This is a genomic window from Sphingomonas sp. 1185, assembly GCF_040544655.1.
Taxonomy (GTDB): Bacteria; Pseudomonadota; Alphaproteobacteria; order Sphingomonadales; family Sphingomonadaceae; genus Sphingomonas.
Window position 1 is genome coordinate 54289 of the sequence record NZ_JBEPKL010000013.1, and the last position, 23847, is coordinate 78135.

Consider the following 23847-nt stretch of genomic DNA (forward strand, 5'->3'; position numbering starts at 1 on the left):
GGGGGAGGGGGACCATGCGCATTATGGTGCAGGGGTGTAATTCCATCGAGAGCGGGACACCCCTCCGTCAGGCCTTCGGCCTGCCACCTCCCCTTGCAGGGGAGGAATGGCGACATGGGCTCGGTCCTAGCGTGCCCCGCCGGTCACCACTGTGTCGCTGAGGTCGCCAAAGGAGGGTGCCGGAAGCACCGGCATCGGCGAGACCGGCAGTGATTGACCAAGCCCCGCCGGTGGCGCGGGCGTCGTGGGCGCGCGCAGCACTGGATCGGTCGCCGCCGCCAGCACGGGCGCGGGCTTTGCCGTAGCCGAGGGGCGCGCGGCGCGGTCGATCGGGGCGAGGATCGGGTCGAAGGGGCCGAAGACCTGCTTCTTCACCTGCCGGATAGGGGCCGAGGCGTCATAGGTCGGCACCCCGGTCTCGATCACCCCCGCCTGCAACCGGCCCAGCGTCGCCAGCAGCCGGGCCTGCGCGACATAGCCCGAATAGCGCGCATTGGTCTCGACGATCTGGGCGTTCAGCAGCCGCTGTTCCGAATCGAGCACCTCGAAATTGGACCGAAAGCCTTCCTGGAACCCGCGCCGAACGCCGGTCAGCGCGGCCTCGGCCGCCTGGGTGGCCAGCTGGCCCGAATCCTGTTGGGTCTGTGCCGCGACCGACTGGTTCCAGCTGTCCTGGACATTGGCGAGCGCCTGTCGCCGGGTGCTCTCCGCCTCGAAGCCCAGTTGCTGGCGTTCGGCGACGGCGGCTCGGATACGCGACCCGATCAGCCCGCCCGCCAGCAGCGGCATGGTGACGCTGACGCCCCCGGTCGCCTGTCCGCCCAGGTCGCGGACCTGATAGGAATAGGGGCTGGCATAGCCATAGCCGCCGGTCAGCGCGACGATCGGTGCGCGCTCGGCGCGCTGCGCGGCGATCCGGGCGTCGCCCGCGCGTGCGGCCATGATCGCCTGCCAGATGGCGGGGCTTTCCTTTTCGGCGATCTGGAAGGCGGCGTCGAGCGAGGCGGGGCTGCCCGGCAGGCGCGGCGGTGGCGCCAGGCGGCCGGGATTGCGCCCGACCAAAGCAGCGAAGCGCGCGCGGCTGGATTGCAGATTGGCCTCGGCCTGGGCCAGCTGCGCGCGGATGATCTCGCGCTGGGCGCGGGCCTGCGCGATGTCGGTGCGGGTCAGGTCGCCGCCGCGTTCGCGTGCGATCGCCTGGTCCACCTGTCGGCCATAGCTGTCGAGCGAGCGGGTCTGGATCGCCACCAGCGCCTGGTCGCGCAGGACCGAGGCATAGGCGTCGACCACCGCGAGCAATATCTCGTTCTCGGTCTCGCGCAGCCGCTCGCGCCCCGCCAGCACGGTCGCCTCGGCGGCGGACACCTGCGCGGCGGTCCGGCCACCATTCAGCAGGATCTGCGAGGCGGAGATGGTCGCCCCCATGGTCCGCAACCGCACCGTCCCGAACTGGTCGAGCAGGTTGCGCTGGTCCTGCTGGCGATACTGGAAGTTGACGTTCACCCCGACGCTCAGGCGGTAAGGCGAGCCCGCCTGGATGATCTGTTCGTCGAGCGCCCGCAGCTGCGCCCGCCCCGCCTCCAGCGTGGGATTGGTGCGATAGGCGTCGGCGATGGCGCGGTCGAGCGTGTCGGGATCGTACAGCTCCTGCGCGGCGGCCGGAGCGGCGGCCAGCATCAGCGGCAGGCAGGCGAGGCGGCGGAGCGCGTCAGCGTTCATGGAAGGACTTCGCAAAGGCCTCGGTCAGCGGATCGAGGAGATATTGCAGCGCGGTCCGCTTGCGCAGCGGCACGGTGACCGCGACCGGCACGCCCGCGCGGATGCCGGTATCGCCGCCGCGCACCGCCGCGATGCGGGCGATCTGGTCGCGCGGCACCGCGACCTCGGCGGAGAAATAGCTGCGGCCCGAGGATTCGTCGCGCAGCGCGTCGGCCGACACCGAATGGACCGTGCCGGTTAGGATCGGCAGCCCCCGGTCGTGGAGCGACAGGAACTTCACCTCGGCGGGCCGCCCTGCGACGACGCCGTCGATATCGCCGGGTGCGAAATTGGCGCGCACGATCAGCGGAGCGGCATCGGGCACGATGTCGAGGATCGGCTGCCCCGCCTGGATCACCCCGCCCACGGTAAAGACGCGCAGGCCGACGACCCGGCCCGAAACCGGCGCGCGGATTTCGGTACGCGCCAGCTGCTCGCGCGCGGAGGCCCATTTGGGCTGCACCTCGTTCAACTGGAACTGGGTGTCGCGCAGGCTGGCGGCGGCTTCCTCCACCTGGCGGCGGCGGGTCTGGACCATCTGCGCGCGGGTCTGGCCGATCTGTTCGCGCGCGGCGGCGGAGCGCGAGCTGTAATCGGCATCGGCCCCCTCGAGCTGCTGCATCGAGCGTTCGATCGAGCGGACCGTGTTGCGCGAGACATAGCCTTCATCGGCCAGCTTGCGCGTGCTCTCCAGCTGCTGGGCCAGGCTCTCGCGCTGGCGGGCGGTGGCCTGGGCCTGGGCGTTATAGCCCGATGTCTGGCGGCCGACCTCGGCGGCCTGCTGGCGCAGCACCTGGTCGCCGGCGGCGAGCGCGGCGTTGCGGCTGCGCAGCTGTGCCAGTTGCAGCGCCTCGGCGCGCGCGATCAGCGGGCGGTCCTGTTCGGGCGCGGTGGCGAAGTCGGCGGGCCAGACGACGGCGCGGCCTGCAATCTCGGCCTCCAGCCGCGCCTTTTGCGCCTGAAGGTCGATGACGCTGGCGGCGAGCGCGCGTTCGCTGGCGGCCACCTCGGCTCCCTCCAGCCGGAACAGGGTTTGCCCCGCCGTCACATGCTGGCCGTCGCGGACCGCCATCGCGCGGACGATACCGCCGTCGCGATGCTGCACGGTACGGCGATTGCCTGACACCGTGACCTGGCCTTCGCCCGCCGCCGCCGCGTCGAGCCGCGCGACCGCCGCCCAGCCCAGGCCGACGACGAAGAACAGGAAGGCGATGATGCCGCCCAACCGGATCGCGGCGCGCGGCGAATCGTCGAGGTGCAGCCGTTCGGCCAGCTGGGCGCGGGCGGGGGTCATCGGGCGCTCCCGGCATGCACGAAGCCTTCGTCGGAGCGGCCGGGCGCCTGCGACCGGATCACCTTGGCGCGGTCGTCGAACAGCTGCACCTTGCCGTCGCGCAGCAGCAGCACCTTGTCGACGATCTGGAGCAGCCCGGTGCGGTGGGTCGACACGATCACCGTCGCCTTGCGTTCGCGCAAGGACAGGATGCAGCGCGCCAGCCGCGCCTCGCCCTCGCTGTCGAGATGCGCATTGGGTTCGTCGAGGAACAACAGGGTCGGCCGCCCGAACAGCGCGCGGGCCAGCGCCACCGCCTGGCCCTGTCCGGCGGACAGCCCCGCCTCGCCGCGCTCCAGCATCGTGGCATAGCCGTGCGGCAGGCCCAGGATCACGTCATGCGCGCCCGCCTCCTGGGCGGCGGCGACGACCTCGGCGTCCAGCGCCTCGCTCTCGCCGTCGAGGACGCCGCGGAAGCGCGCGATATTGGTGTGGACGGTGGCGGGGAACAGCGTCGGCGCCTGCGGCATGAAGCCGAGATGGCGGCCCAGCTGTTCGCGATTCCAGTCGGCCAGCGACGCGCCGTCGATCCGCACCTCGCCGCCATCGGGGGCCTGTGCGCCCGCCAGCACGCGCAGCAGCGTGGACTTGCCCGCGCCGCTGGGGCCGACCAGCGCGACGACCTCGCCGGGATTCACCGCAAAGCTGATGTCCGACAGGATGGCGCGGTCGCCGCCGGGAGCACGCACCTCCAGTCCGCGCACCTCGATCCGGCCGATGGGGGCGGGCAGGGTGGTGGTCGTGCGCTCGGGGCCGGGGCGGCGGCAGAAGCCGTCGAGCGAGCGCCACGCCTCGCGCGCGGCGGTCAGCGGCTTGATCGCGCCCAGGATCTGCTCGACCGGCTGGAGCGCCCGGCCCAAGAGCAGCGAGGCGGCGAAGATCGCCCCCCCCGAAATCTCCTGCTTCACCGCCAGCCAGGCGCCCAGCGCCAGCGCCAGCGATTGCAGCAGCTGGCGCAGGAATTTGGTGACCGCCAGGAACTGCCCCGACCGGCGCGACAGCGATGCCTGCCGCCGGGCCAGATCGGCGCGCTCCAGCAGATGACGGGTGACGAGCGCGTCGCGCATCCCCAGCGCCTGCGCCACATCGGAGGCGAGGATCGAGGCGTCCTGCTCGCGCTGCGCCAGCGCGGTCCGGCCGCGCAGCGCGACGACGCTGGATTCGGTCATCCGCTCGCTGGCGATGGCGATCGCGCCCAGCAACAGCGCGCTGGCCAGGGTCAGCACGCCGATCCAGGGGTGCAGCAGGAAGGCGATCAGTATGTATATCGGGGCCCAGGGCGCATCGAACAGCGCGATGACGGGCGCGCCGGTCAGGGTGGAGCGGACCGTGTCGAAATCGCGCATCGCCTGGGCGCGCTCCATCGCGGTACCGCTTGGCGACCCCAGGATGCGCAGCAGGATGGCGGGCGCCAGCCGCCGCTCCAGCCGGATGCTCGCGCGCAGTAGCAGCCGCATCCGCACCGCATCGAGCATGGCATAGACCCCCAGCGCGATCGTCAGGATCAGCGTCAGCAGCAGCAGCGTCGGCACGCCGCGCGTCGGCACCACCCGGTCATAGACCTGGAGCATGAAGATCGACGGCGCGAGGTTGAGGAGGTTGATCAGCCCCGAAAACCCCGCCGCCGCGATCAGGTGCGGGCGACAGCCGCGCACCACCGGCATCAGGCCGGGGCTCGGCGATCCGTGGGACGGGACGGAATCGGGGGGCGACATGATCGCCGCTATAGGCCCCAAAGGGTAAGCGAAGCCTTTAATCCGCCATCCGTTCCGTCCCGGATTATGACAACCGGCCGGGCTTACCGGGCCAGCGGCGCCAGACGGCGGCCGAACAGCGCGACGAAGCGGTCGAGCGGGCAGGGCGCGGCGGCGGGGCAGCCGGGGACGCGGATCGGCGTGACGGTCACGTCCGGCGACTGGTGGCGCAGGCGATCGGGCGACTGGGTGCGATAGGACAGGGTGACGAAGCGCCGACCCCGGCGATCATGCCAGCGCTCGATCATCACTGCCCCGCCCGGTGCTGCATCGTTGGGCGCATAGCCCGGCGCGACGAGGTCGAAGCCGAGCAGCCCGGCCAGCGCGGTGACGTTGGTGTCGTGCCCGACCAGCATGTCGACCTTGCGCCCGTCGCGCGCGGTCAGCGCGTCGATCATGTGGCGGCCGAACGCGGCCGACTGGTGCGCCGCCATATAGGGCGAGCGCGAATAGACGTCGAACAGCGCGGCATGGACCGCGCCCAGCCGGGCCAGCACCGCACCGTTGACCGGCACGCCGCCGACCGAGGGCGACAGCCCCTCGGCATATTGCAGCAGCAGCACCTGCGCGGTGCCCGAGGCGGTGCGGATCGGCCCCGACAGGTCGATGCCCTTGCCATCGGCCGAGGGCGTCAGGCGCGGCGCGCCCGCCGGGTCGCACCCCTTGGGATCGCCGCAGCCCAGCACCGAATCGAGCAGGCGCAACGCGTTGCGATGCCGCGCGGCCAGCGCGTCCATGCCGCCGGTGAAGCGGTCGATGTCCGCCACCGCCGCCGTCGCGTCGAAGCGGGTGGCACGGGCGCGCAGCGGCTCGAACAGCGGATCGGCCTCGCCAACGGGGCGATGGCCGATGGTCAGCGTACAGCCGGGGGCGAGGCCCTGGGCATAGGCCTGTCCGCTGGCGATGGTGCGCGGCGAACTGTTGGTCCAGATGCGGATGCTGTCGGATGCCGGGCATCCTTTGGCGGGGAGCAGGCCGCGTGCCGCCCAGTCGGCGCGGTCGGCGCGCGCCTCGGTCGCCAGCGCCTCGGCCCCGCGCGGGGTCAGCTGGCTTTCGGGCGTCGTCCAGTGCGGCCAGGGGCTGGCGGTGCGGGTGCCGTGCGGCACTTCCCCATCCAGCGGCGCGCGGACGCCGTGGCGCATCAGCAGGACCACCCGGTCCAGGGTCAGGCCCCTGGTGCCCGGTGCCTGCGCCGCGACCGGCGCGGCCAGTGCGGAGGCGGTGATCAGGAAAATCGCGGATCGCAGGTAGCGGCGAAGGGTGGCGGAGATAGGAGTCATGTTGGAGCTTTGAACCGTTTCCGGGTCAGGACTGTGACATTGGCCGGGTGGATCGTGCCGAAGCGCCTATCACACGGTCATTTTTTCAAATTCATCAAAATTCGGTCAATAAGTCATCGGACTGTCACAGCCCGTCTCTAGCGGGGCCGTCGAAGGCGCCCGGGGGGCGTCGCCATCACGATGTCCCAGGGGGAAAACCATGACCGCTTCGTTCAAGCGGGCGCATGTCGTGCGCCTATTGTGCGGCACCGCCGCCACGCTGATGCTGGCCACGCCGGCGCTGGCCGCCGATCCGACCGATCCGATCGCCACGGCCAATGCGCCGACCGTCACCGACACCGATCCGCAGGTCGGCGAGGACGTCGTCGTCAAGGGGCATCGCCAGGCGGTGGTCGACGCGCAGGATGAACAGCTGCGCAGCCAGTCGCTGGCCACCGTCGTCTCGGGCGAAGAACTGCGCCTTCAGCCGCAGCAGAATCTGGCCGACCTGCTGACCCGCCTGCCGGGCATCAGCTCGTCGGTGGACCAGTCGCGCAACGCGGCGGCGACCGGCGAGGCGCAGTACGTCTCGATCCGCGGTCTCGACACCTCGTACAACGCCTATTCGCTCGACGGCGTGCGGCTGGCGCAGACCGATGCGCGCACCCGCGCCATCTCGATGAACCTGTTGTCGCCCTTCTCGCTCCAGACCGTGCGCGTCGACAAGGCGCCGACCGCCAAATATGATGGCGACGCGATCGCGGGCATCATCGACATGGTGCCGATCACCGCCTTCGACCTGCCCAACCATCGCAGCCAGATCCGTCTTCAGGGCCAGGTGGCGGGCCGTGCCGTCGCGCGCGGCGAGGACCCCTGGGGCGGCACCGCGCAGGTCGAGACCGCGCAGCGCTTCGGCAATTTCGGCATCTATGCCTCGGCCTATTACGGGCTGAAGCATGTGCTGGGCGAGTCGACCGCGGTCCAGCACGACTGGGAGAAGTATAACAACAACATTCCCGGCATGATCCGCGACAATCTGGACAATCTGTTCGCGCGCGGTGTCCAGTGGCAGTCGTTCCGCAACCGGATCGAGCGGGTGGGCGGGACGCTGAACCTCGACTGGAAGGGCGAGAATACCGACCTGTACCTGCATTCCACCTATGGCCGGTACAACCTCAAGAGCTGGATGGACCAGACCGCGCTGCGCCAGACCAGCCTGGCCCCCGACCAGATCAACCCGAACCCCAACAAGGGCTCGTACGACGCCGCCGGCTATCGCGCCGATTACGGCCTGACCGCGACGCATTATTTCCGCACCGAGCACAGCAACCAGGAACTGGTGACGACCAAGCTGGGCGGCCAGACCCGTTCGGGCGACTTCACCTTCGACTATCACGGCGCCTATTCGCGCGGATCGCAGGATTACCCGCTGCGCATCCAGTCGGGCTTTGCGGGCCGTCCCTATATCGGCACCGCCGACAATACGGGCGTCGCCAATTACCGCATGGTCACCTCGATCGGCCAGCGCACCTTTCCGCAGGTCGTGCTGACCGACGCGGCGCGCGCCTATCTGAGCGACCTGACCAAGCTGAAGCAATGGTATGTCACCCAGCAGTTCGAGAACACCTGGGAACGCCGCCTGGAGGGACAGTTCGACACGACCTGGCATCATGCCGACCAGGGTCTGGTGTCCATCTCGGCGGGCGCGAAGGTCGAGGATGCCAAGCGTTACGCCAATGCGCTGGGCGATGACGGCGCGCTGCAATATACCTTCCCGCTCGCCAATGGCTCGGCCTCGCCGCGTTACGCCGCGACCGGTCCCGCGCTGACCTCGCTGCCCGGCCGGATGCTCGGCGGGTTCATGAACAATGCCGCGCAGGTGCCGATCTTCCTGATCGACACCGGCTATATCGAGGATCAGGTCCGCCAGCTCTCGACGCCCAAGCTCGCCAATCTCGATCCGGTCAAGCTGAAGGAGAACCGCCTCGACGGTCGCGAGAACCGGCTGAGCGGCTATGCCATGGCGACGATGCAGTTCGGCGACCTTCAGGTCGTGCCGGGCCTGCGCTACGAATATAACCGGTTCAAGGGCACCTATTGGCAGGACCAGGGCAACGACACCGGCAAGTTCGCGACCTCCAGCCGCAACTATGACATGTGGCTGCCCAGCGTCATCGCCAATTACCGGCCGAACGACGACATGGTCATCCGCGCCTCGATCCGGAAGAGCTATTCGCGGCCCGCATTCGACCTGCTGCTCGGGCCGACGCAGGTGACCCGCAACGATCTGGGCGAGGTGACGGGGGTGTTCATCCCCAACCCCAATCTGAATGCCCAGACCTCGTGGAACTACGACGCCTCGGTCGAATATAAGGGGCAGGGCACCGATTTCTTCTCGATCAGCCCCTTCTACAAGCAACTGAACCACGTCCTGTTCGCGACCGGCACCACCAACGCGACCGGCGACTATAACATCTGGGGCAATCCGCAGTCGGAACAGCAGGGCGGGGTCGAGGTGTCGAGCCTGACCACCAACGCCACCGGCAAGATCTATGGCGTCGAATTGTTCGGCCGCTATGCGCTGAAGGGTCTGCCGGGGCTGCTCGACGGGCTGGGCCTCCAGGCCAATGTCACGGTGCAGCGCGCCAATGCGCGCGTCTTCGTCAACGGCCAGATGCGCGATCAGCGCATGACCCAGGCGCCCAAGATCATGTACAACGCCGCGCTGTTCTACAGCCATGGCGGCCTGTCGGCGGAGTGGAACTACAACTACACCGGCGACCGCCTGTACGATCTGCGCTCCAGCCGCCCGGACACCTATATCCAGCCGACGACGATCTCCAACCTGATCGTCAACTATGTCCTGCCCTCGGGCCTGACGGTCGGCATGTCGGTGCAGAACCTGTTCAACGAGCACAGCTACTGGGCGACGACCAGCGAGCGGAAGGCCTATCTCTCGAACGACCGCAAGGGCGGCTATGTCGAGACGGGGCGCATCTACATGCTGAACCTGACCTACGCCTTCTGACCCGATCCTTCTCCCCGATCCGATACGCGCCCCCCCGCGGGTATCGGAGCGCACCTCACGCCGATGGCCCGCAAAGCCATCGGCGTCTTTGTGTGCGGCCTGTGGCGTTTCTGGCCGGATGCGACGGCCGATTGACCGAAACGCCCCGCCGTCTAGCATGACCCCGATAGCAGGAGCCCGAACAGCCATGATGAAACGCCAGCGCCGCCAGACCGAGATCGTGGCGCTACTCGGAGAGGGGAATTTCCGCGGGATCGGCGATCTGGCGGCGGCGCTGTCGGTGTCCGAGGAGACGATCCGACGCGAACTGCGCGTGCTGGAGGCATCGGGCGCGGTCGTGCGCGCGCACGGCGCGGTGCGGCTGGCCAAGGTGGAGACGGAGGGCTCGTTCGCCACCCGCCTGCAACGCCATGCCGAGGCCAAGCAGCGGATCGCGGCCGCGGTGGCGCAGATCGTCGCGGACGGCCAGACCCTGTATATCGATGCCAGCACCACCGGCCATTATGTCGCCCGCGCGCTGCGCGATCACCAGCGGCTGACCGTCATCACCAATGCGGTGGGGGTCGCCGCCGAGCTGGGCGGGCGCAACGACAACCGGGTGCTGCTGGCCGGGGGCGAGCTGGATTACGAATATCGCGCCTGTTTCGACGCGACGGCGCGCGACTATCTGGCGATGTTCACGCCCTCGCTGGCGATCCTGTCGGTGGAATCGGTCAATCTCGACCATGGCTTTGCCGATTATCATGCGGGCGAGGCGGCGGTGTGCCGGATGATGATCGCCCGCGCGCGCCGCACCGTTATCGCCGCCGATGCCAGCAAGTTCGACCGCCACGGCACCGTCCAGGTCGCCGCGCTCGACGGCGTCGCCATGCTGGTGACCGACGTGCCGCTGTCGCCCGCTTATGCCGAGGCGCTCTCGGCGGTGGAGGTCGTCGTCGCCTGACCGCGTGGAATGGCGAGCGCGACGACCGCGCCCGCCAGCGCCAGCGCGACATGGATCATCCAGAAACGGGGCGCGCTCATCACCGGATAGAGCGTGCCCAGCTGCCCGACGACCAGATGCGCGACAAAGCCGTGGAGATAGAACAGCCCGGTCATCATCCCCCGCCGGCCGGGCGGCGCGGCGGCGGTGACGATGGCCAGCGCCGAGGGCCAGGACAGGACGACGCCGATGCCGAGCAGCAGGATCGCCGCCAGCGGACCCGTAAGCCCCACCGCGCCGACCCGCATCGACAATAGCGCGATCAGGCCATAGCCGAGCGCGATCGCCACCCCGCCTAGCGCCAGCTTGATCCCCGCAGCGGGCTCGCACCGCCGCCGCGCGAGCCAGGGCCAGAGCCGATACGCCCCCAGCGCCAGCGCGATGGTGAACAGTCCGTCCGCCGCCGCCAGCCAGCCGGGCGGCACGGCGAACCCGCCGACCGACAGCGCGACCCGCGCCTCGGCCCAGACCAGCACGATATTGGTCAACTGCTCATAGGCGCAGAAGCACAGGGTGACGGCGACGATGGCGGGCACCACCTGTCGCCACGCAACGGCCGCTCCCTCGTCCCGCGCCGCCGCTGCGACCGTGACGCGGGGGGCGGCGCGCAGCAGCAGGACGGCCACCGCTATGCTCGCCGCCATCGCCGCGAAGGCGGTGCCGAACCCGTACCGCTCGGCCAGCCAGCCGCACAGCAGCGGCCCGAGCAGCGCGCCGCCATTGAGGAACGCCAGATAGGCCGCGAACAGCCGCTCGCCCCCCGCCGACCCGCGCAGCGCGCCGACCTCGGCCGCCAGATTGCCCTTGAGCAGCCCGATCCCGCCGATCAGCAGGCCCAGCCCGACCAGCGCGAGGGGCCGCCCCGTCAGCGCGACCAGCCCCGCCGCCATCAGCTCAGCGCCGACGAACATCGCGACCCGCCGCCGCCCGCTGCGATCCGCCAGCCACCCGCCGAGTGGCAGGATCAGATAGGTCAGCGCGCCGTACAGCCCGTAAAGCTGCGAGGCGAAGGCGATGTCCCCTCGCGTCCCGGTCATCCCCTCGATCGCGGCGCGCAACCCGGCCAGGCCGAGGACCGGCGGCCCCGAGGGGCGCAGCAGGTCAGTCAGCAGGAACAGGGTGAGGAGCGACTTGGCGCCCTGAATCGCGAATCGCTCCCATGCCTCGGCCCCGGCAAGGGTCCAGAATCCGGGGGCGGGCGGGGGCGTATCCCTGTCGCGCATGGCGTTGCTGTCGGTCCGTCGTCGGGCTTGGGGAGGAAGCGACGGCTCCCTAGCGGCGGTTTGTGACGGGTTCGCGGCGCTCGACAAAGTGTCGCGCGCACGGCACGACGGCGCCATGGACCTGTCCGCCATCGTCGCCGACATCGCCGCCGAGATGGCGGAGGCCCCCGACCGGGGCAAACCGGCCGATTACATCCCCGCGCTGGCGGGCATCGATCCGCGCCGGTTCGGCATCGCCATCGTCGAGGCGGACGGCCAATGCCATCTGGCGGGCGATGCCGAGGAGAGCTTCTCGATCCAGAGCATTTCCAAGGTCTTCGCGCTGACCCTGGCGCTGGGCGCGGTCGGCGACCAGCTGTGGCGGCGGGTGGGGCGCGAGCCGTCGGGCACCGCGTTCAACTCGATCGTGCAGCTGGAAACCGAACAGGGCATCCCGCGCAACCCGTTCATCAATGCGGGCGCGATCGTCGTCGCCGACGTGCTGCTCGGCGGTTACGAACCGCGCGAGGCGATCGGCGAGATGCTGCGCTTCGTCCGCGCGCTGACCGGAGAGGACGACATCGTCATCGACGCCGCCGTGGCGCAGGCCGAGATGGAGACGGGGCACCGCAACCAGGCGCTGGCGCATTACATGCGCGCCTTCGGCAACCTGCATCATCCGGTCGACCGGGTGCTGGGCGTCTATTTCCATTTCTGCGCGCTTGCCATGAGCTGTCGGCAGCTGGCGCTCGCCGGGCGCTATCTGATGGCGCGGGGCCTCCATCCGGGGACGGGGCGCTCGGTGGTGTCACCGCAGCGGGCGCGGCGGATCAACGCGCTGATGATGAGCTGCGGCCATTATGACGGATCGGGCGAGTTCGCCTTTCGCGTCGGCCTGCCGGGCAAGTCGGGGGTGGGGGGCGGCATATTGGCGATCGTGCCCGGCCGGGCCTCGATCGCCGTATGGTCGCCGGGGCTCAACGCGCGCGGGAATTCGCAGCTTGGTACGCTGGCGCTCGAACGGCTGGTGCAGCGGACCGGCTGGTCGGTGTTCGACCCACAAGCCGGTTGACCGCGCGCAAGGGGGCGAAGGCCGTATGCGCGCGCACCGACAGGATCAGGTTGAGCGCGACGCCCGCGATCGAGGCCGCCCCCGCCAGCCGCACGATCCGCTCGCCCGTGATCGCCGTGCCGCTGCCCCACAAGGCGAGCAGCAGCACCGTCGCGCCGAGCAGCTTCAACCCGGTGCGAAGCCGGGCATCGTGCAGCGTCCCGGCGTCGCGCGCATGGCGATGGGAACCGGCGGCAAGCAACCAGAAGCCGACAAGGCACAGGGCGATCGTATCAAGCATGGGCAGGCTCCGAAAAGCGGCGGGTCCGTGTGGGAGTACGGGCGGCGGGACGCGCGCTGACCCGCGCGGCGACGGCGAAACCGGCACCGATGGCGAGACAGGCGAGATCGAAGGCGAGGAAGACCTGATCCCCGTCGAGCAGCGACGGGATCAGCCAGCGGGTGTCGGTCAGCGCGTTGACGACCGGGATCGCGGTCCAGAACAGACCCGCGACACCGAACAGGATCGTCCAGGCGCGCCGCGCGGGCAGGCCGAGCTGGGCGAGCGCGAGCAGGCCCCAGGTCCAGAACATCGCCGACACTTCCATATCGGCGCGACCCGCCATCCCCGCCGGGATCAGCCGGTTGGCGAGGAGATACGCCGCCATGCCGCACGGGAAGGCGGCGATGACCGCGATGTTCAGCCGCTCGGCCAGCCGAAGCCCGAAAAAGGGCGCCGCGCCCGGCTTGCGCCGCTTGGCGGTCCAGAGCAGCAGCCCGGTGCCGACCATCGCCGCGCCGGTCAGCCCCATCACGAAATAGGCCCAGCGCAGCGCGGGCCCGGCGAATTGCGCCAGGTGCAGGCCCAGCAGGACGCCCGCCGTCTGGATCGCCGAGGCGGGCGCGCCGCTCCGGCTGAAGAACCGGCCGGTCGCGCCCTCATAGACGACGATCGGGGTTTGCGCGCTGATCGCGCCATGCTTGGCCTGCGCGATCGTCACGCGCGCGGCGGCGTCGCCCGGATTGGTGACGATGACGCGGGTGGCGGGGCCGCCCAGACGGCGCTCGGCATCCTGGATCAGCGGCGCGATCGCGACGAGCGGACGGCGCACGCCGCTGGCGGGCACGTCGTCGGGCTGGCCATAGGCGGTCTGGACGAACTGCGCGGGCTTGGCGTAGTTCATCACGATCGGGTACGGCATGTACATGGTGATCAGGGTGATCAGCCCGGTATAGGTGATCATCGCGTGATAGGGCAGGCCGAGCACGGCGGTGACGTTGTGCGCGTCGAGCCAGCTGCGCTGCCCCTTGTTCCAGCGCAGCGTGAAGAAGTCGGCGAAGATCCGCTTGTGGGTGATCACGCCCGAGATGATCGCGCCCAGCATCGCCATCGCGCACAGCCCCGCCAGCCAGCGGCCCCAGGGGTACGGCAATTGCAGCTGGAAGTGGAAGCGATAGAAATGCTCGCCCCCGCGCGTCTCGCGCGCGGTCAGGGGGGCGCCACTGACCGGATCGAGGTCCAGCTCGGTGCCGCGCGCCTTGGGATCGGGCTTGGCGGGGATGCGGAAGACGCGGGTGGCGATCGTCCGCGCGTCGGGCAGATAGATATACCATTGCAGGTCGTCGCCGCCGACCCGCGCGAGATGGCGGACCGCCGAGGTCGCCGCCTGTGCCGTGGTCGCGACGGCGGGGCGGATCTCGGGCTGCATCCACTGGGTGATTTCGGGGCGGAAATAGGCCGAGGTCCCGGTCAGGAACATGGTGAACAGGATCCACCCGGCGATCAGGCCCAGCCAGCCATGCGCCCAGGCCATGGTCTGCCGCCAGCCGCGCTGCACCAGGGCCGCCGCCTCGCTCACGCGCGGACCCCCAGCCACCAGAGCAGCGCCGCCATGACCAGCGCGCCGCCCCAGACCACCGCGGCAACGCGCGCCAGCCTTATCTCGTGCAGCGCCCACAGCCCGATGCCCGCATAGACCAGGAAGGACAGGATCATCGGCCATCCGGTCGCCTCGACCCGCGACTGGGCGTCCGACACCGGCAGGATGCGCGCGGTCAGCATCGCGGCGGCCACCGCGAATCCATAGCCGCCGACCGCAGCGGTCAGCCAGCGACAGCCCATGGCGACGCCACCGCGCCACCCCGAAGGAGCCTGTCCGTCCATGGCCTGGCGTGACGCCACCCGCGCTTTCCCCTTGTCATCTCGATGTCATCGCTTTAGCAGCATTTGAGAGTCACTATCAATAGCGGTTAAGGAAAATATCATGCGGGGATTTCGTGCGGCATGGCTGGCGGCCTGCGCCACGGGCGCCCTTGTCGGCGTCGCCACGCCCGCCATGGCCACACCGGCCGCCACACCGGCTATCGCCGCGCCCAGTCCGGGGGATGACGATCCCCAGCGGCTGCGCAACGAGGAGATCGTGGTCGAGGGACAGCGCGAGAAGAAGAGCGCGGCCTCGGGCACCAAGACCGACATTCCGCTGATCGCCACGGCGCAGAGCATCACGGTCATCGACCAGGGGGAACTGACCCGACGCAACGCGCTGTCGATCAACCAGGCGCTGGGCTATGTCGCGGGGGTCGCCCCCAACCAGCGCGGCAATGTCGCGACCCGCTATGACCAGCTCTATCTGCGCGGCTTTTCACCGGGCGTGTTCATGGACGGGATGCGCCTGCTGGGCGGCGTCTATGCCATTCCGCAAGTCGACTTCCACCTGGTCGAATCAGTCGATGTGGTGAAGGGGCCGGCGGGCGTCACCTATGGCTCGGGCACGCCGGGCGGGCTGATCAACCTGACCAGCAAGCTGCCCTATGCCGGGGCGGGCGGCCGGATCGAGCTGGCGGCGGGCAATTACGCGCTGCTGCGCTCCAGCATCGACGTGAACCAGCCGCTCGACGCCGACAATCGCTGGCTGTTCCGGATGATCGCGGGGGCCGAGGAATCGGACGGGTTCATCCGATCCACCGCCAATCGCCGTTACTATGCGCGGCCGATGCTGACCTTCGCGCCCGACAAGGCGACCAGCGTCACGCTGATCCTCAACTATCAGCGCGATCCCGAATCGGGGTCGTATAGCGGCGTGCCCGTCTATGGCTCGGCGCTGCCCAATCCGTTCGGGGTGCTGCCGGTCGATTTCAACACGTCGGAGCCGTCCTATGAGGCGTTCGACCGGACGCAGAAATCGGCGACGATCCTGTTCCGCCACGACCTGAACGACCGGCTGAGCTGGACGACGAACGCGCGCTATCTGGCGATCGGGCTGCATTATCGGCAAATCTATGGATCGGGCTTCCTGACGCGCGGCACCGGCGCCAATGCGAACAGCGACCTCTCCACCCTGCAACGCGGCGGCGGCGGATCGGACGAGGCGTTCCAGACCTTCACCGTCGACAATCACCTGGTCGGCAAGCTCGATACGGGGCCGGTCCGGCACACCATTCTGGGCGGCGTCGACTGGCAGCATAATCGCGGCGAGAATTATCAGGCCTTCTACACCGGCACCAACGCGAACCCGGTGTTCAACATCCCGAACCTCAGCCTGTTCGCCCCGGTCTATGGCGTGCCGCTGCCCAGCTTCCCGCTCACCCAGACGCACAATTACACCAAGCGCGATCAGGTCGGCCTGTATCTACAGGACCAGATCGCGATCGGCGGGCTGCAACTGATCGCCAGCGGGCGCTGGGACAGCTACAACCAGACGACGCAGAATCTGAACACCAACGCGGTCTCCCGCCTGAACCAGACCGCCTTCACCACCCGGCTGGGCGCGCTGTACGAGACCCGGTTCGGGCTGGCCCCCTTCGCCAGCTATTCGGAGAGTTTCGAGCCGCAGACGGGCAGCACCTGGGACGGACGGAACTTCACCCCCGTCACGGGCCGCCAATATGAGGCGGGGCTGAAATACCAGCCACGCGGCACGACCGCGCTGTTCACCCTGTCGGCCTTCGACCTGCGTCGCCGCAACGTGCCGGTCGCCGATCCGAACGCGGGCACCGGCAATATCCCGACCAATTCGCAGGTGCAGATCGGCGAGGTCGCGATCCGCGGGATCGAGCTGGACGGGCGCGGCACGCTGGCGCCCGGTTTCGACGTGACGGTGGCGGCGACCTATACCGATCCGCGCGTGACGCAGGGATCGCCCGTGGTCGGCACCGGCGACCAGCTGAGCGGCGTCACCGGCACCCGGCCGCTGGGCGTGCCGCGATGGAGCGCGTCGAGCTTCCTGTCCTATGATCTGGGCAAGGCGGGCGTCGCGGGCGGACTGAGCATCGGGGCGGGCCTGCGCTATGTCGGGGAATCGGACGGGACGGCGACCACCGTCGCGGCCGGGAAGACGGTCGTCCGCCGTTTGCAGTCGCCCGATTACTGGCTGGCCGACCTGATGCTGGGCTATGACCTGGGCCGGGTCAGCCCGGCGATGGAGGGGCTGAGCCTGACCGCTAATGTCGCCAATCTGTTCGACAAGCGCCACATCACCAGCTGTTTCTTCAACAATGGCTGCTATTACGGGGCATCGCGGACCTTTGTAGGCAGCCTGCGCTATTCTTGGTAAGGGCGCATCCGATTCATCGAAACTGACTGTTCGCCCGCCCGCCGATCGACCGGCGGCGCGGGGCGGGCCCCAAGGAGTGCGTGGTTTGTCGACCGATACTGTTCTGCCCGAACTGACCCCGACCGCGGCGCTGAGCGTCGAGACGGTTCAGAGCGTCCATCACTGGAACGAGCATCTCTTCTCCTTCGCGATCTCGCGCCCCGACAGCTTCCGCTTCCGCTCGGGCGAATTCGTGATGATCGGGTTGCAGGGCGACAACGGCAAGCCGCTGCTCCGCGCCTATTCGGTCGCCAGCCCCTCCTATGACGAGAAGCTCGACTTCCTGTCGATCAAGGTCGAGGACGGCCCCCTGACCAGCAAGCTGCAAAAGGTGCAGCCGGGCGACCATATCTATCTGGGCCGCAAGCCCACCGGCACGCTGGTCGCCGATGCGCTGCTGCCCGGCAAGCGGCTGTTCATGCTGTCGACCGGCACGGGTCTGGCCCCCTTCCTGTCGGTCGCGCGCGATCCGGACATCTATGACATGTTCGACGAGGTGGTGATCGTCCACTCGGTCCGCCGGGTCAGCGACCTGGCCTTCCATGACGAGCTGGCGGGCAAGCTGGCCGAGGATCCCCTGGTGGGCGAGGTCGCGGCGGAGAAGTTCCATTACGTCCCGACCGTCACGCGCGAGCCGTTCCACACCACCGGCCGCATCGACGCGCTGATCGACGATGGCCGCTTGTTCGCCGGGCTCCCCAGCGCGCACGGCTTCAATCCCGAGACCGACCGGATCATGATGTGCGGCAGCATGGAGATGATCAAGTCGCTGGGCGCCAGGTTCGAGGCCATGGGCTTCCCCGAAGGCTCGAACGCGCAGCCGGGCGCCTATGTGATCGAAAAGGCGTTCGCGGGCTGACCCGTTCCTCCCCGCAAGGGGAGGAATGACCATCGTTCCGCATCCCTGCGACATTTGTCGTCGCGGGCGGCACATTTGTGCGACATTTGCGTCCTAACGCCCAACGACAGGATTTGGGAAAAGGGCGAACGATGCGGCTTTGGGCGGGTTTGATGCTGGCGAGTGCCATGCCGGCGATCGCACAGGCGCAGGAGGCCGCGACGCCGCAAGGTCCGACCGCCGCGACACCCGCCCCGACTACCGGAAACGCGGCTACCGGAAATGCGGCCGCCGCCCCGGCCGCCACCGCTCCGCAGGCGGAGCCACAGGGCCGGACCTCGGGCGCCCAGGCCCCGCAGGCCGAGGCCGAAGAGGAGGAAGGCGGCGAGGGCGACGTCGTCGTCAACGGCCGCCGCCCGCCGGGCACCGTGCCGGGCGACATTCCCCCCGACCAGCAGCTGAGCCCCGCCGACATCCGCAGCTATGGCGTGTCGAGCGTCGCCGACCTGCTGACCGAACTCGCGCCGCAGACGACCAGCGGGCGCGGCGGGTCGCCGGTGATCCTGCTCAACGGGCGGCGCATCGCGGGCTTTCAGGAGATTCGCGACCTGCCGACCGAGGCGATCCTGCGCGTCGACATCCTGCCCGAGGAAGTGTCGCTCAAATTCGGCTATCGCCCCGACCAGAAGGTCGTGAACTTCGTCCTGCGCCCGCGCTTCCGATCGCTGGCGGCCGAGGCGATCGCGCTGGCTCCGACCGAGGGCGGCTCGGCCCAGGGGCAGGGGCGGCTCGACTGGCTGGCCATCCGGCGCGACAAGCGGCTGAGCATCCATGCCGATTATCAGGAAACGTCGCGGCTGACCGAGGCCGAGCGCGATATCACCGCCCCCGCGAGCAACGCCGCGCTGGGCGGCAATCTGATCAGCAGCGATCCGGCGCTGGTCGCGCTGACCGGCCGGATGCCGAGCGTGGTCGGCATCCCCACCGGGCTGAGCGCCGCGCCGACGCTGGCGCAGCTGGCGGCGAGCCCGGCCAACAGCACCGACGTCACCCCCTATCGCACGCTGCAATCGGCGCAGCGCCAGTTCGGCGCGAACATTGTCTATGCGCGCAACATCTTCGACAAGGTCGCGGCCTCGTTCAACGCGCAGCTGGAGACGACGCAGAGCAACAGCTGGAACGGCCTGCCCTCGGCCAGCCTGACGCTGCCGGCGGGCAATCCCTACTCCCCGCTGTCGACCAATGCGACGATCAGCCGATTGAGCGATGCCTATGGTCCGCTGGTCCAGGACAATACCGGGCTGACCGCACATCTGGGCACCGTGTTCAACGGCGATCTGGGCCGGTGGCGTTGGTCGCTGACCGGCGCCTATGATCGGACCGAAAGCCGTGTCGCCACCGACACCGGGCTCGACGTGACGGGGCTTCAGGCGCGGTTGAACGCGGGCGATCCGACCGCCAACCCCTTCGGGCCGCTCGACGGGCTGGGGCTGGCGGCGCGCAACTATGCGCGGTCCACCTCCTCGACCGGCGAGATCGACGCGCTGCTCAACGGCCGGGTGTTCGCGCTGCCTGCGGGCGACGTGCAGGCCAGCGTCAAGCTGGGCGGCGAGACCAATGATTTCTCCAGCCGTTCGACCCGGTTCGGCACCGTCCAGACCGGCGAGGTGTCGCGCGACATCGTCAACGGGCAGGTCAATCTCGACTTCCCCATCGCCAATCGCGATCGCGGCATCCTGAGCGCGATCGGCGACCTGTCGCTGAACGTCAATGGCGGGGCGGATCATCTGTCGGACTTCGGCACGCTGACCACGGTCGGTTACGGCGCGAACTGGTCGCCGCTGGAAGGGGTGCGCTTCATCGCGTCCTGGACCGATCAGGAGGATGCGCCCACTCCGCAGCAGCTGGGCAATCCGACGATCACCACCCCCAATGTCCGGCTGTTCGACTATGTCAGCGGCACGACCGCGACGGTGACGTCGGTCAGCGGCGGCAACCCCGCGCTGGTCGCGGACAATCGCCATGTCATGAAGCTGGGCGCGACGGTGAAGCCGTGGAACGACCGCGACATCAACCTGACCGCCAATTATTTCCGCATCTCGACCGACGATCCGATCGCGTCCTTCCCGACGCCCACCGCCGCGATCGAGGCGGCCTTTCCCGACCGGTTCACCCGCGATGCGGCGGGCAATCTGCTGCGCGTCGATTCGCGCCCGATCAACTTCGCGCGGACCGAGCGGTCGCAGCTGCGCTGGGGGATCAACTTCTCCAGGCCGATCAAGTCCAGGATCCAGAAGGAGCTGGAGGCGTTCCGCGCCGGGACCGGCCCCAATCCCTTTGCGGGGATGACTTTCCCCGGCGCGCGCGGTGGCCCCGGCGGACCGGACGGTCCACGTGGTGAGGGGCCGGGCGGTGGACCGGGCGGCGGCCCCGGTGGTCCCGGAGGCCCCGGTGGTGCCGGACCGGATCGCGGGCCGGGCGGCGGTGGTGGTTTTCGCGGAGGCGGCGGCGGCTTTGGCGGCGGTCGTGGCGGTGGCCGCGTGCAATTCGCGCTCTATCACACCTGGACCTTCGCCGACCGTGTCACCGTCGCCGATGGTGGCCCCGTCCTCGACCTGTTGCGCGGCGACGCGGTCGGGTCGAGCGGCGGCAGCTCGCGCCACCAGCTGGAGGCGCAGGCGGGCTATAACAATAACGGGCTGGGCCTGCGTTTCTCGGGCAACTGGCGCAGCGCGACGCGGGTCAATGGCGGCACGGCGGCCAATCCGCAGGCGCTCGACTTCGGCAGCCTGGCGACGGTCGATTTCCGCCTGTTCGCCGATCTGGGCCAGCGGCTCGATCTGGTCCGCGCGCATCCCTGGGTCCGGGGCATGCGGGTCAGCCTGTCGGTCGACAATCTGTTCAACCAGCGCCAGCGGGTGACCGATTCGACCGGCACGGTGCCGATCGGCTATCAGCCGGGCTATCTCGATCCGCTCGGTCGCACCGTCCGCCTGTCGGTGCGCAAGCTGTTCTTCTGACGTTTCAGCGGCAGGCCTCCCATTCAGGATATTCTGTGGGAGGCCGGGTGGGGGAGCGGGCCGGTACCGCCCAGACGCGCCTCCAGCGCGTTTCCGACGGACTCTCCCGTGCCGATCGCTCCGAAGCGGGAGCAAATTCGCGCCTTTGCGGACAAGTTTCTGATTAACTTAGGACAGATTAGCTGACATCTTCCCGTTCATGAATTGCGGCACCGCGGCATAACCGGAATATATCGCGACGCGCCGCAAGGACGGTTTGGGGGATCGATGGAATGGGCTGGGGAATGCAGGTCATGAGCGACCGCTTCGATATCGGGGCGGAACCTGTGTCCGAGGGGATCGACGACAGGCTGCGGCGGATCCGTGCCGAGCTGGAGGCGGTGGAAACCCTGGTCCGCTCCGAGGCGGAGGCGCGCATCACGCCGGTCGAGATCGGGCGGGTGGTCCGCTCCGCGCGCGAGGAGATCGGGCGCTTCTTCGATTCGTCGCTGTTCGCCGATCCGGCGTTCGACATGCTGCTCTTCGTCTTTCTGGAGGAAGAGGAGGGGCGACAGGTGGAAACCAGCGCCTGCTATCGCGCCTCGGGCGTGCCGCGCACCACGGCGGTCCGCTGGATCAACATGCTGTTGTCGATGGGGATGTTCGAGAATGCGCCGCATCCGACCGATCGTCGGCTGACGCTGTTGAGCCTGAGCGAGCAGGCCCGCACCGGGATGCGCCAATGGCTGGGCAGCATGCGCCCGCTGATCGAGCGTATGGCCGCGCGCTGATCGTCCGGCGGGTCGGCTAAGGGGTCAGGCGGCGCGCGCGGTCCGTTCGCGCAGGCGATCCGCCAGCGTTTCCAGCGTGACCCCCTCGATCCGCGCGGCCACCGGCGCGTCGGATCGCAGGATGTCGGCGATGGCGAGCTGGGTCTGGGTGATCCGGTCGACCGACTGGATGCTGACCATGTGGCGGCGCAGCGTGTCGCTGTCGCTGCCCAGGTCATAGGCCAGCTCGGCCAGGGAGCGGGTCAGGTCGACCAGCTCCTCGGCCAGCGCCAGAGCCAGCTCGCGCTCCATTCCCGGCATGGGATCGTGCGCGACCATGGTCACTTGCTACAGAGCTTGAGGATGTTGGCGGCGATCGCGTCGCCCGCGATCGGCTGCGACGCCATGCCCTTGGACAAGGTGAAGTCGGTGCCGTTGCGCCCGATGGCATAGGCCCCGCCCGCCATCATCGCGCGCAGGCCCGCCGCGCCGTCCTCGTCGTCCAGCGCGACCAGCACGCCCAGGCTGTTGCTCCCCGCCGCCTTGGCGACCGAGGCGAACAGCAGCGAGATCGAGGGCCGCTCGCCCGCCACCGGCTCGCGCGCGAGCAGGCGGATCGAGCCCTCGGGCCAGCTGTCCACGACCATGTGCGTCTCGCCCTGCGGCGCGAAATAGATGGTGCCCTGTTCCACCTTCATGCCGTCGGTCGCCTCGACGACCTTGGGCGCGATCTGTTCGCGCAGCTGCTCGATCATCGGACCGAGCAGTCCGGGGCTCATCTGCTGCACGACCAGGGTCGGCGGGCAGTTGGCCGGGAAGGTCTGGAACAGGTCGAACAGCGCCTGGGTGTTCGCCGCATCCGCGCCGATCGCCAGCAGGCGGCCGTTCCAGTGCATGTCGGCGGCGGGCGCCTTGCGCGCGGCGGCGAGCTTGCCCGCCTTGGCGCGCTTCAGATCGGCGTTGCGCGCCGACTTGATCCGCTTGCCCAGCTTGCCGATGATGTCGTCCAGCTCGGCCTGCACCGCGACCTTGGGCTTGGGGAAACAGTCGATCGCACCCAGCCGCAGCGCCTCGACCGATTCGGCGGCGCCCGCAGCGGTCCGGGTGGAGAACATGATGACCGGCATCGGCCGTTCCGTCATGATCTCGGCCAGATAGTCCAGCCCGCTCATGCCCGGCATCTCGACGTCGAGCGTCATCACCTCGGGCCGATACTGGTCGACCATCTTGCGCGCTTCCTGCGCACCGTCGGCCGCACCGACCACGGTCACGCCCTTGATCCGCTCCAGCGCGCCCGAAATCAGAACCCGCATCGTCAGCGAGTCGTCGACGACAAGAACCTTAACGTCCGCCATTACCCAATACCTTCCAACGGATCCGCCGCTATCATCCAGAAACGAGGGATTTATGCGGCTTCGGCGGTTAACGAAACGCTATCGGACAGGCGGTCGAGCGCCAGGATCAGGATCAGCCGCTGTTCGATCGTGGCCAGCCCTTCCAGATAATGCGCCGCCGTTGCCTCGCCCATGTCGGGCAGGGGCTGCATCGCCTCGGGCGGGATCGTCACGATGTCGTTGACCGCATCGACGATCAGGCCCTGGAGCTGCTCGCCGATCCGCACCACGATGATGACGTGCCGGGCGCTCGGATCGGTCACGCCCCAGCCCAGCCGGTGCCGCAGGTCGAGGACCGGCAGGACCACGCCGCGCAGGTTCACCACGCCGCGTACATGCGCGGGCACGTTGGGCAGCGGGGTCGCGGGCGACCAGGCGCGGATCTCGCGGATGGCCATGATGTCGACGCCCAGTATCTGGTCGCCGAGCTGGAAGGTGATGAGCTGACGCGACATGGTCGGGTTCCTCGGGATCAGGGGATCAGTGCAGCACGCGGCGGATGGCCGCGGCGAGCTTTTCGGGGTTGAAGGGCTTGACGATCCAGCCGGTCGCCCCCGCCTCGCGCGCGCGGGCCTTCTTCTCGTCGGAGCTTTCGGTGGTCAGCACCAGGATCGGCAGGTTGCGGTGGCCGGGCTGGCGGCGCAGCGCCTCGATCAGGCCGAAACCGTCCATGCGGGGCATGTTGATGTCGGTGATGACCAGATCGGGCGCGGTGTCGGCGGTGACTCCGTCCAGCGTATCGAGCGCATGAACGCCGTCCTCGGCCTCGAGCACCCGATATCCCATATCGGTGAGCGCGGCGCGCAGAAGCATTCTCATGCTGGGCGAATCGTCCACGGTCATGATGAGTTGGGACACGAATGGGCCTTTCATGGAGGTATCGAGAG

The 23847-nt window shown here is 69.1% G+C and carries 19 protein-coding genes; 7 read left to right on the forward strand and 12 right to left on the reverse strand.

Annotation, left to right across the window (positions count from 1 at the left end; genetic code table 11):
* Positions 1-126: 126 nt before the first annotated feature.
* The 4 genes from ABIC44_RS10700 to ABIC44_RS10715 form a co-directional block, all read right to left on the reverse strand.
* Positions 127-1719, reverse strand: a complete 1593-nt coding sequence (locus ABIC44_RS10700) for a TolC family outer membrane protein (RefSeq protein ID WP_354295347.1) — start codon at positions 1717-1719, stop codon at positions 127-129.
* The gene (locus tag ABIC44_RS10705) at positions 1709-3052 is read right to left on the reverse strand and encodes an HlyD family type I secretion periplasmic adaptor subunit (RefSeq protein ID WP_354295349.1); all 1344 of its coding nucleotides are present in this window, start codon (positions 3050-3052) and stop codon (positions 1709-1711) included. Before ABIC44_RS10705 ends, ABIC44_RS10700 begins: the two co-directional genes overlap by 11 nt.
* On the reverse strand, positions 3049-4806 hold the full coding sequence (locus ABIC44_RS10710; RefSeq protein ID WP_354295350.1) for a type I secretion system permease/ATPase: 1758 nt from the start codon (positions 4804-4806) through the stop codon (positions 3049-3051). Before ABIC44_RS10710 ends, ABIC44_RS10705 begins: the two co-directional genes overlap by 4 nt.
* A gap of 83 nt (positions 4807-4889) precedes the next feature.
* Complete coding sequence (locus ABIC44_RS10715) at positions 4890-6125, reverse strand: histidine-type phosphatase (RefSeq protein WP_354295352.1); 1236 nt, start codon at positions 6123-6125, stop codon at positions 4890-4892.
* 199 nt (positions 6126-6324) lie between these two features.
* Here ABIC44_RS10715 and ABIC44_RS10720 point away from each other — a divergent pair, with 199 nt between their 5' ends.
* Entirely contained in the window at positions 6325-9132 is a 2808-nt protein-coding gene (locus ABIC44_RS10720; RefSeq protein WP_354295354.1) for a TonB-dependent receptor, read from the forward strand.
* 187 nt (positions 9133-9319) lie between these two features.
* On the forward strand, positions 9320-10075 hold the full coding sequence (locus ABIC44_RS10725; RefSeq protein WP_307101044.1) for a DeoR/GlpR family DNA-binding transcription regulator: 756 nt from the start codon (positions 9320-9322) through the stop codon (positions 10073-10075).
* Here the strand turns inward: ABIC44_RS10725 and ABIC44_RS10730 are convergent.
* Positions 10033-11337 (reverse strand): MFS transporter, encoded by a 1305-nt coding sequence (locus ABIC44_RS10730; RefSeq protein ID WP_354295356.1) that lies wholly within the window; start codon positions 11335-11337, stop codon positions 10033-10035. The genes ABIC44_RS10725 and ABIC44_RS10730 overlap by 43 nt on opposite strands.
* A gap of 115 nt (positions 11338-11452) precedes the next feature.
* Between ABIC44_RS10730 and ABIC44_RS10735 the strand changes: the two genes are divergently transcribed.
* Positions 11453-12388, forward strand: a complete 936-nt coding sequence (locus tag ABIC44_RS10735; protein ID WP_307101040.1) for a glutaminase — start codon at positions 11453-11455, stop codon at positions 12386-12388.
* Here the strand turns inward: ABIC44_RS10735 and ABIC44_RS10740 are convergent.
* From ABIC44_RS10740 to ABIC44_RS10750, 3 genes are read right to left on the reverse strand one after another with little or no spacing between them, the layout of a single operon-like run.
* Complete coding sequence (locus tag ABIC44_RS10740) at positions 12294-12668, reverse strand: hypothetical protein (protein WP_354295358.1); 375 nt, start codon at positions 12666-12668, stop codon at positions 12294-12296. The two genes, ABIC44_RS10735 and ABIC44_RS10740, sit on opposite strands and share 95 nt — an antisense overlap.
* Entirely contained in the window at positions 12661-14226 is a 1566-nt protein-coding gene (locus ABIC44_RS10745) for a PepSY-associated TM helix domain-containing protein (protein WP_354295360.1), read from the reverse strand. Before ABIC44_RS10745 ends, ABIC44_RS10740 begins: the two co-directional genes overlap by 8 nt.
* The gene (locus ABIC44_RS10750) at positions 14223-14549 is read right to left on the reverse strand and encodes a hypothetical protein (RefSeq protein WP_309697706.1); all 327 of its coding nucleotides are present in this window, start codon (positions 14547-14549) and stop codon (positions 14223-14225) included. The genes ABIC44_RS10745 and ABIC44_RS10750 overlap by 4 nt, the downstream gene beginning before the upstream one ends.
* A gap of 82 nt (positions 14550-14631) precedes the next feature.
* Here ABIC44_RS10750 and ABIC44_RS10755 point away from each other — a divergent pair, with 82 nt between their 5' ends.
* The 4 genes from ABIC44_RS10755 to ABIC44_RS10770 all read left to right on the forward strand — a co-directional run bounded on the left by ABIC44_RS10755 (position 14632) and on the right by ABIC44_RS10770 (position 21587).
* Entirely contained in the window at positions 14632-16920 is a 2289-nt protein-coding gene (locus tag ABIC44_RS10755; protein ID WP_354295362.1) for a TonB-dependent siderophore receptor, read from the forward strand.
* An 85-nt stretch (positions 16921-17005) separates the two neighbouring features.
* Positions 17006-17818, forward strand: a complete 813-nt coding sequence (locus tag ABIC44_RS10760; protein ID WP_309697699.1) for a ferredoxin--NADP reductase — start codon at positions 17006-17008, stop codon at positions 17816-17818.
* Between the two features lie 131 nt (positions 17819-17949).
* Entirely contained in the window at positions 17950-20817 is a 2868-nt protein-coding gene (locus tag ABIC44_RS10765; RefSeq protein WP_354295363.1) for a TonB-dependent receptor, read from the forward strand.
* Between the two features lie 293 nt (positions 20818-21110).
* Positions 21111-21587, forward strand: coding sequence for a hypothetical protein (locus ABIC44_RS10770; protein WP_354295365.1), 477 nt, complete (start codon positions 21111-21113; stop codon positions 21585-21587).
* A gap of 24 nt (positions 21588-21611) precedes the next feature.
* Here ABIC44_RS10770 and ABIC44_RS10775 read toward each other — a convergent pair whose 3' ends face one another.
* The 4 genes from ABIC44_RS10775 to ABIC44_RS10790 are packed head-to-tail and all read right to left on the reverse strand — an operon-like array spanning position 21612 to position 23818.
* Positions 21612-21905, reverse strand: coding sequence for a hypothetical protein (locus ABIC44_RS10775; protein WP_307104648.1), 294 nt, complete (start codon positions 21903-21905; stop codon positions 21612-21614).
* A gap of 2 nt (positions 21906-21907) precedes the next feature.
* Positions 21908-22921, reverse strand: coding sequence for a chemotaxis protein CheB (locus tag ABIC44_RS10780; protein WP_354295367.1), 1014 nt, complete (start codon positions 22919-22921; stop codon positions 21908-21910).
* A 50-nt stretch (positions 22922-22971) separates the two neighbouring features.
* On the reverse strand, positions 22972-23415 hold the full coding sequence (locus ABIC44_RS10785) for a chemotaxis protein CheW (protein WP_307101021.1): 444 nt from the start codon (positions 23413-23415) through the stop codon (positions 22972-22974).
* A gap of 25 nt (positions 23416-23440) precedes the next feature.
* Positions 23441-23818 carry a response regulator gene (locus ABIC44_RS10790; RefSeq protein WP_056436364.1) on the reverse strand — a complete coding sequence of 126 codons (378 nt, stop codon included), beginning with the start codon at positions 23816-23818 and terminating at the stop codon, positions 23441-23443.
* Positions 23819-23847 lie beyond the last annotated feature (29 nt).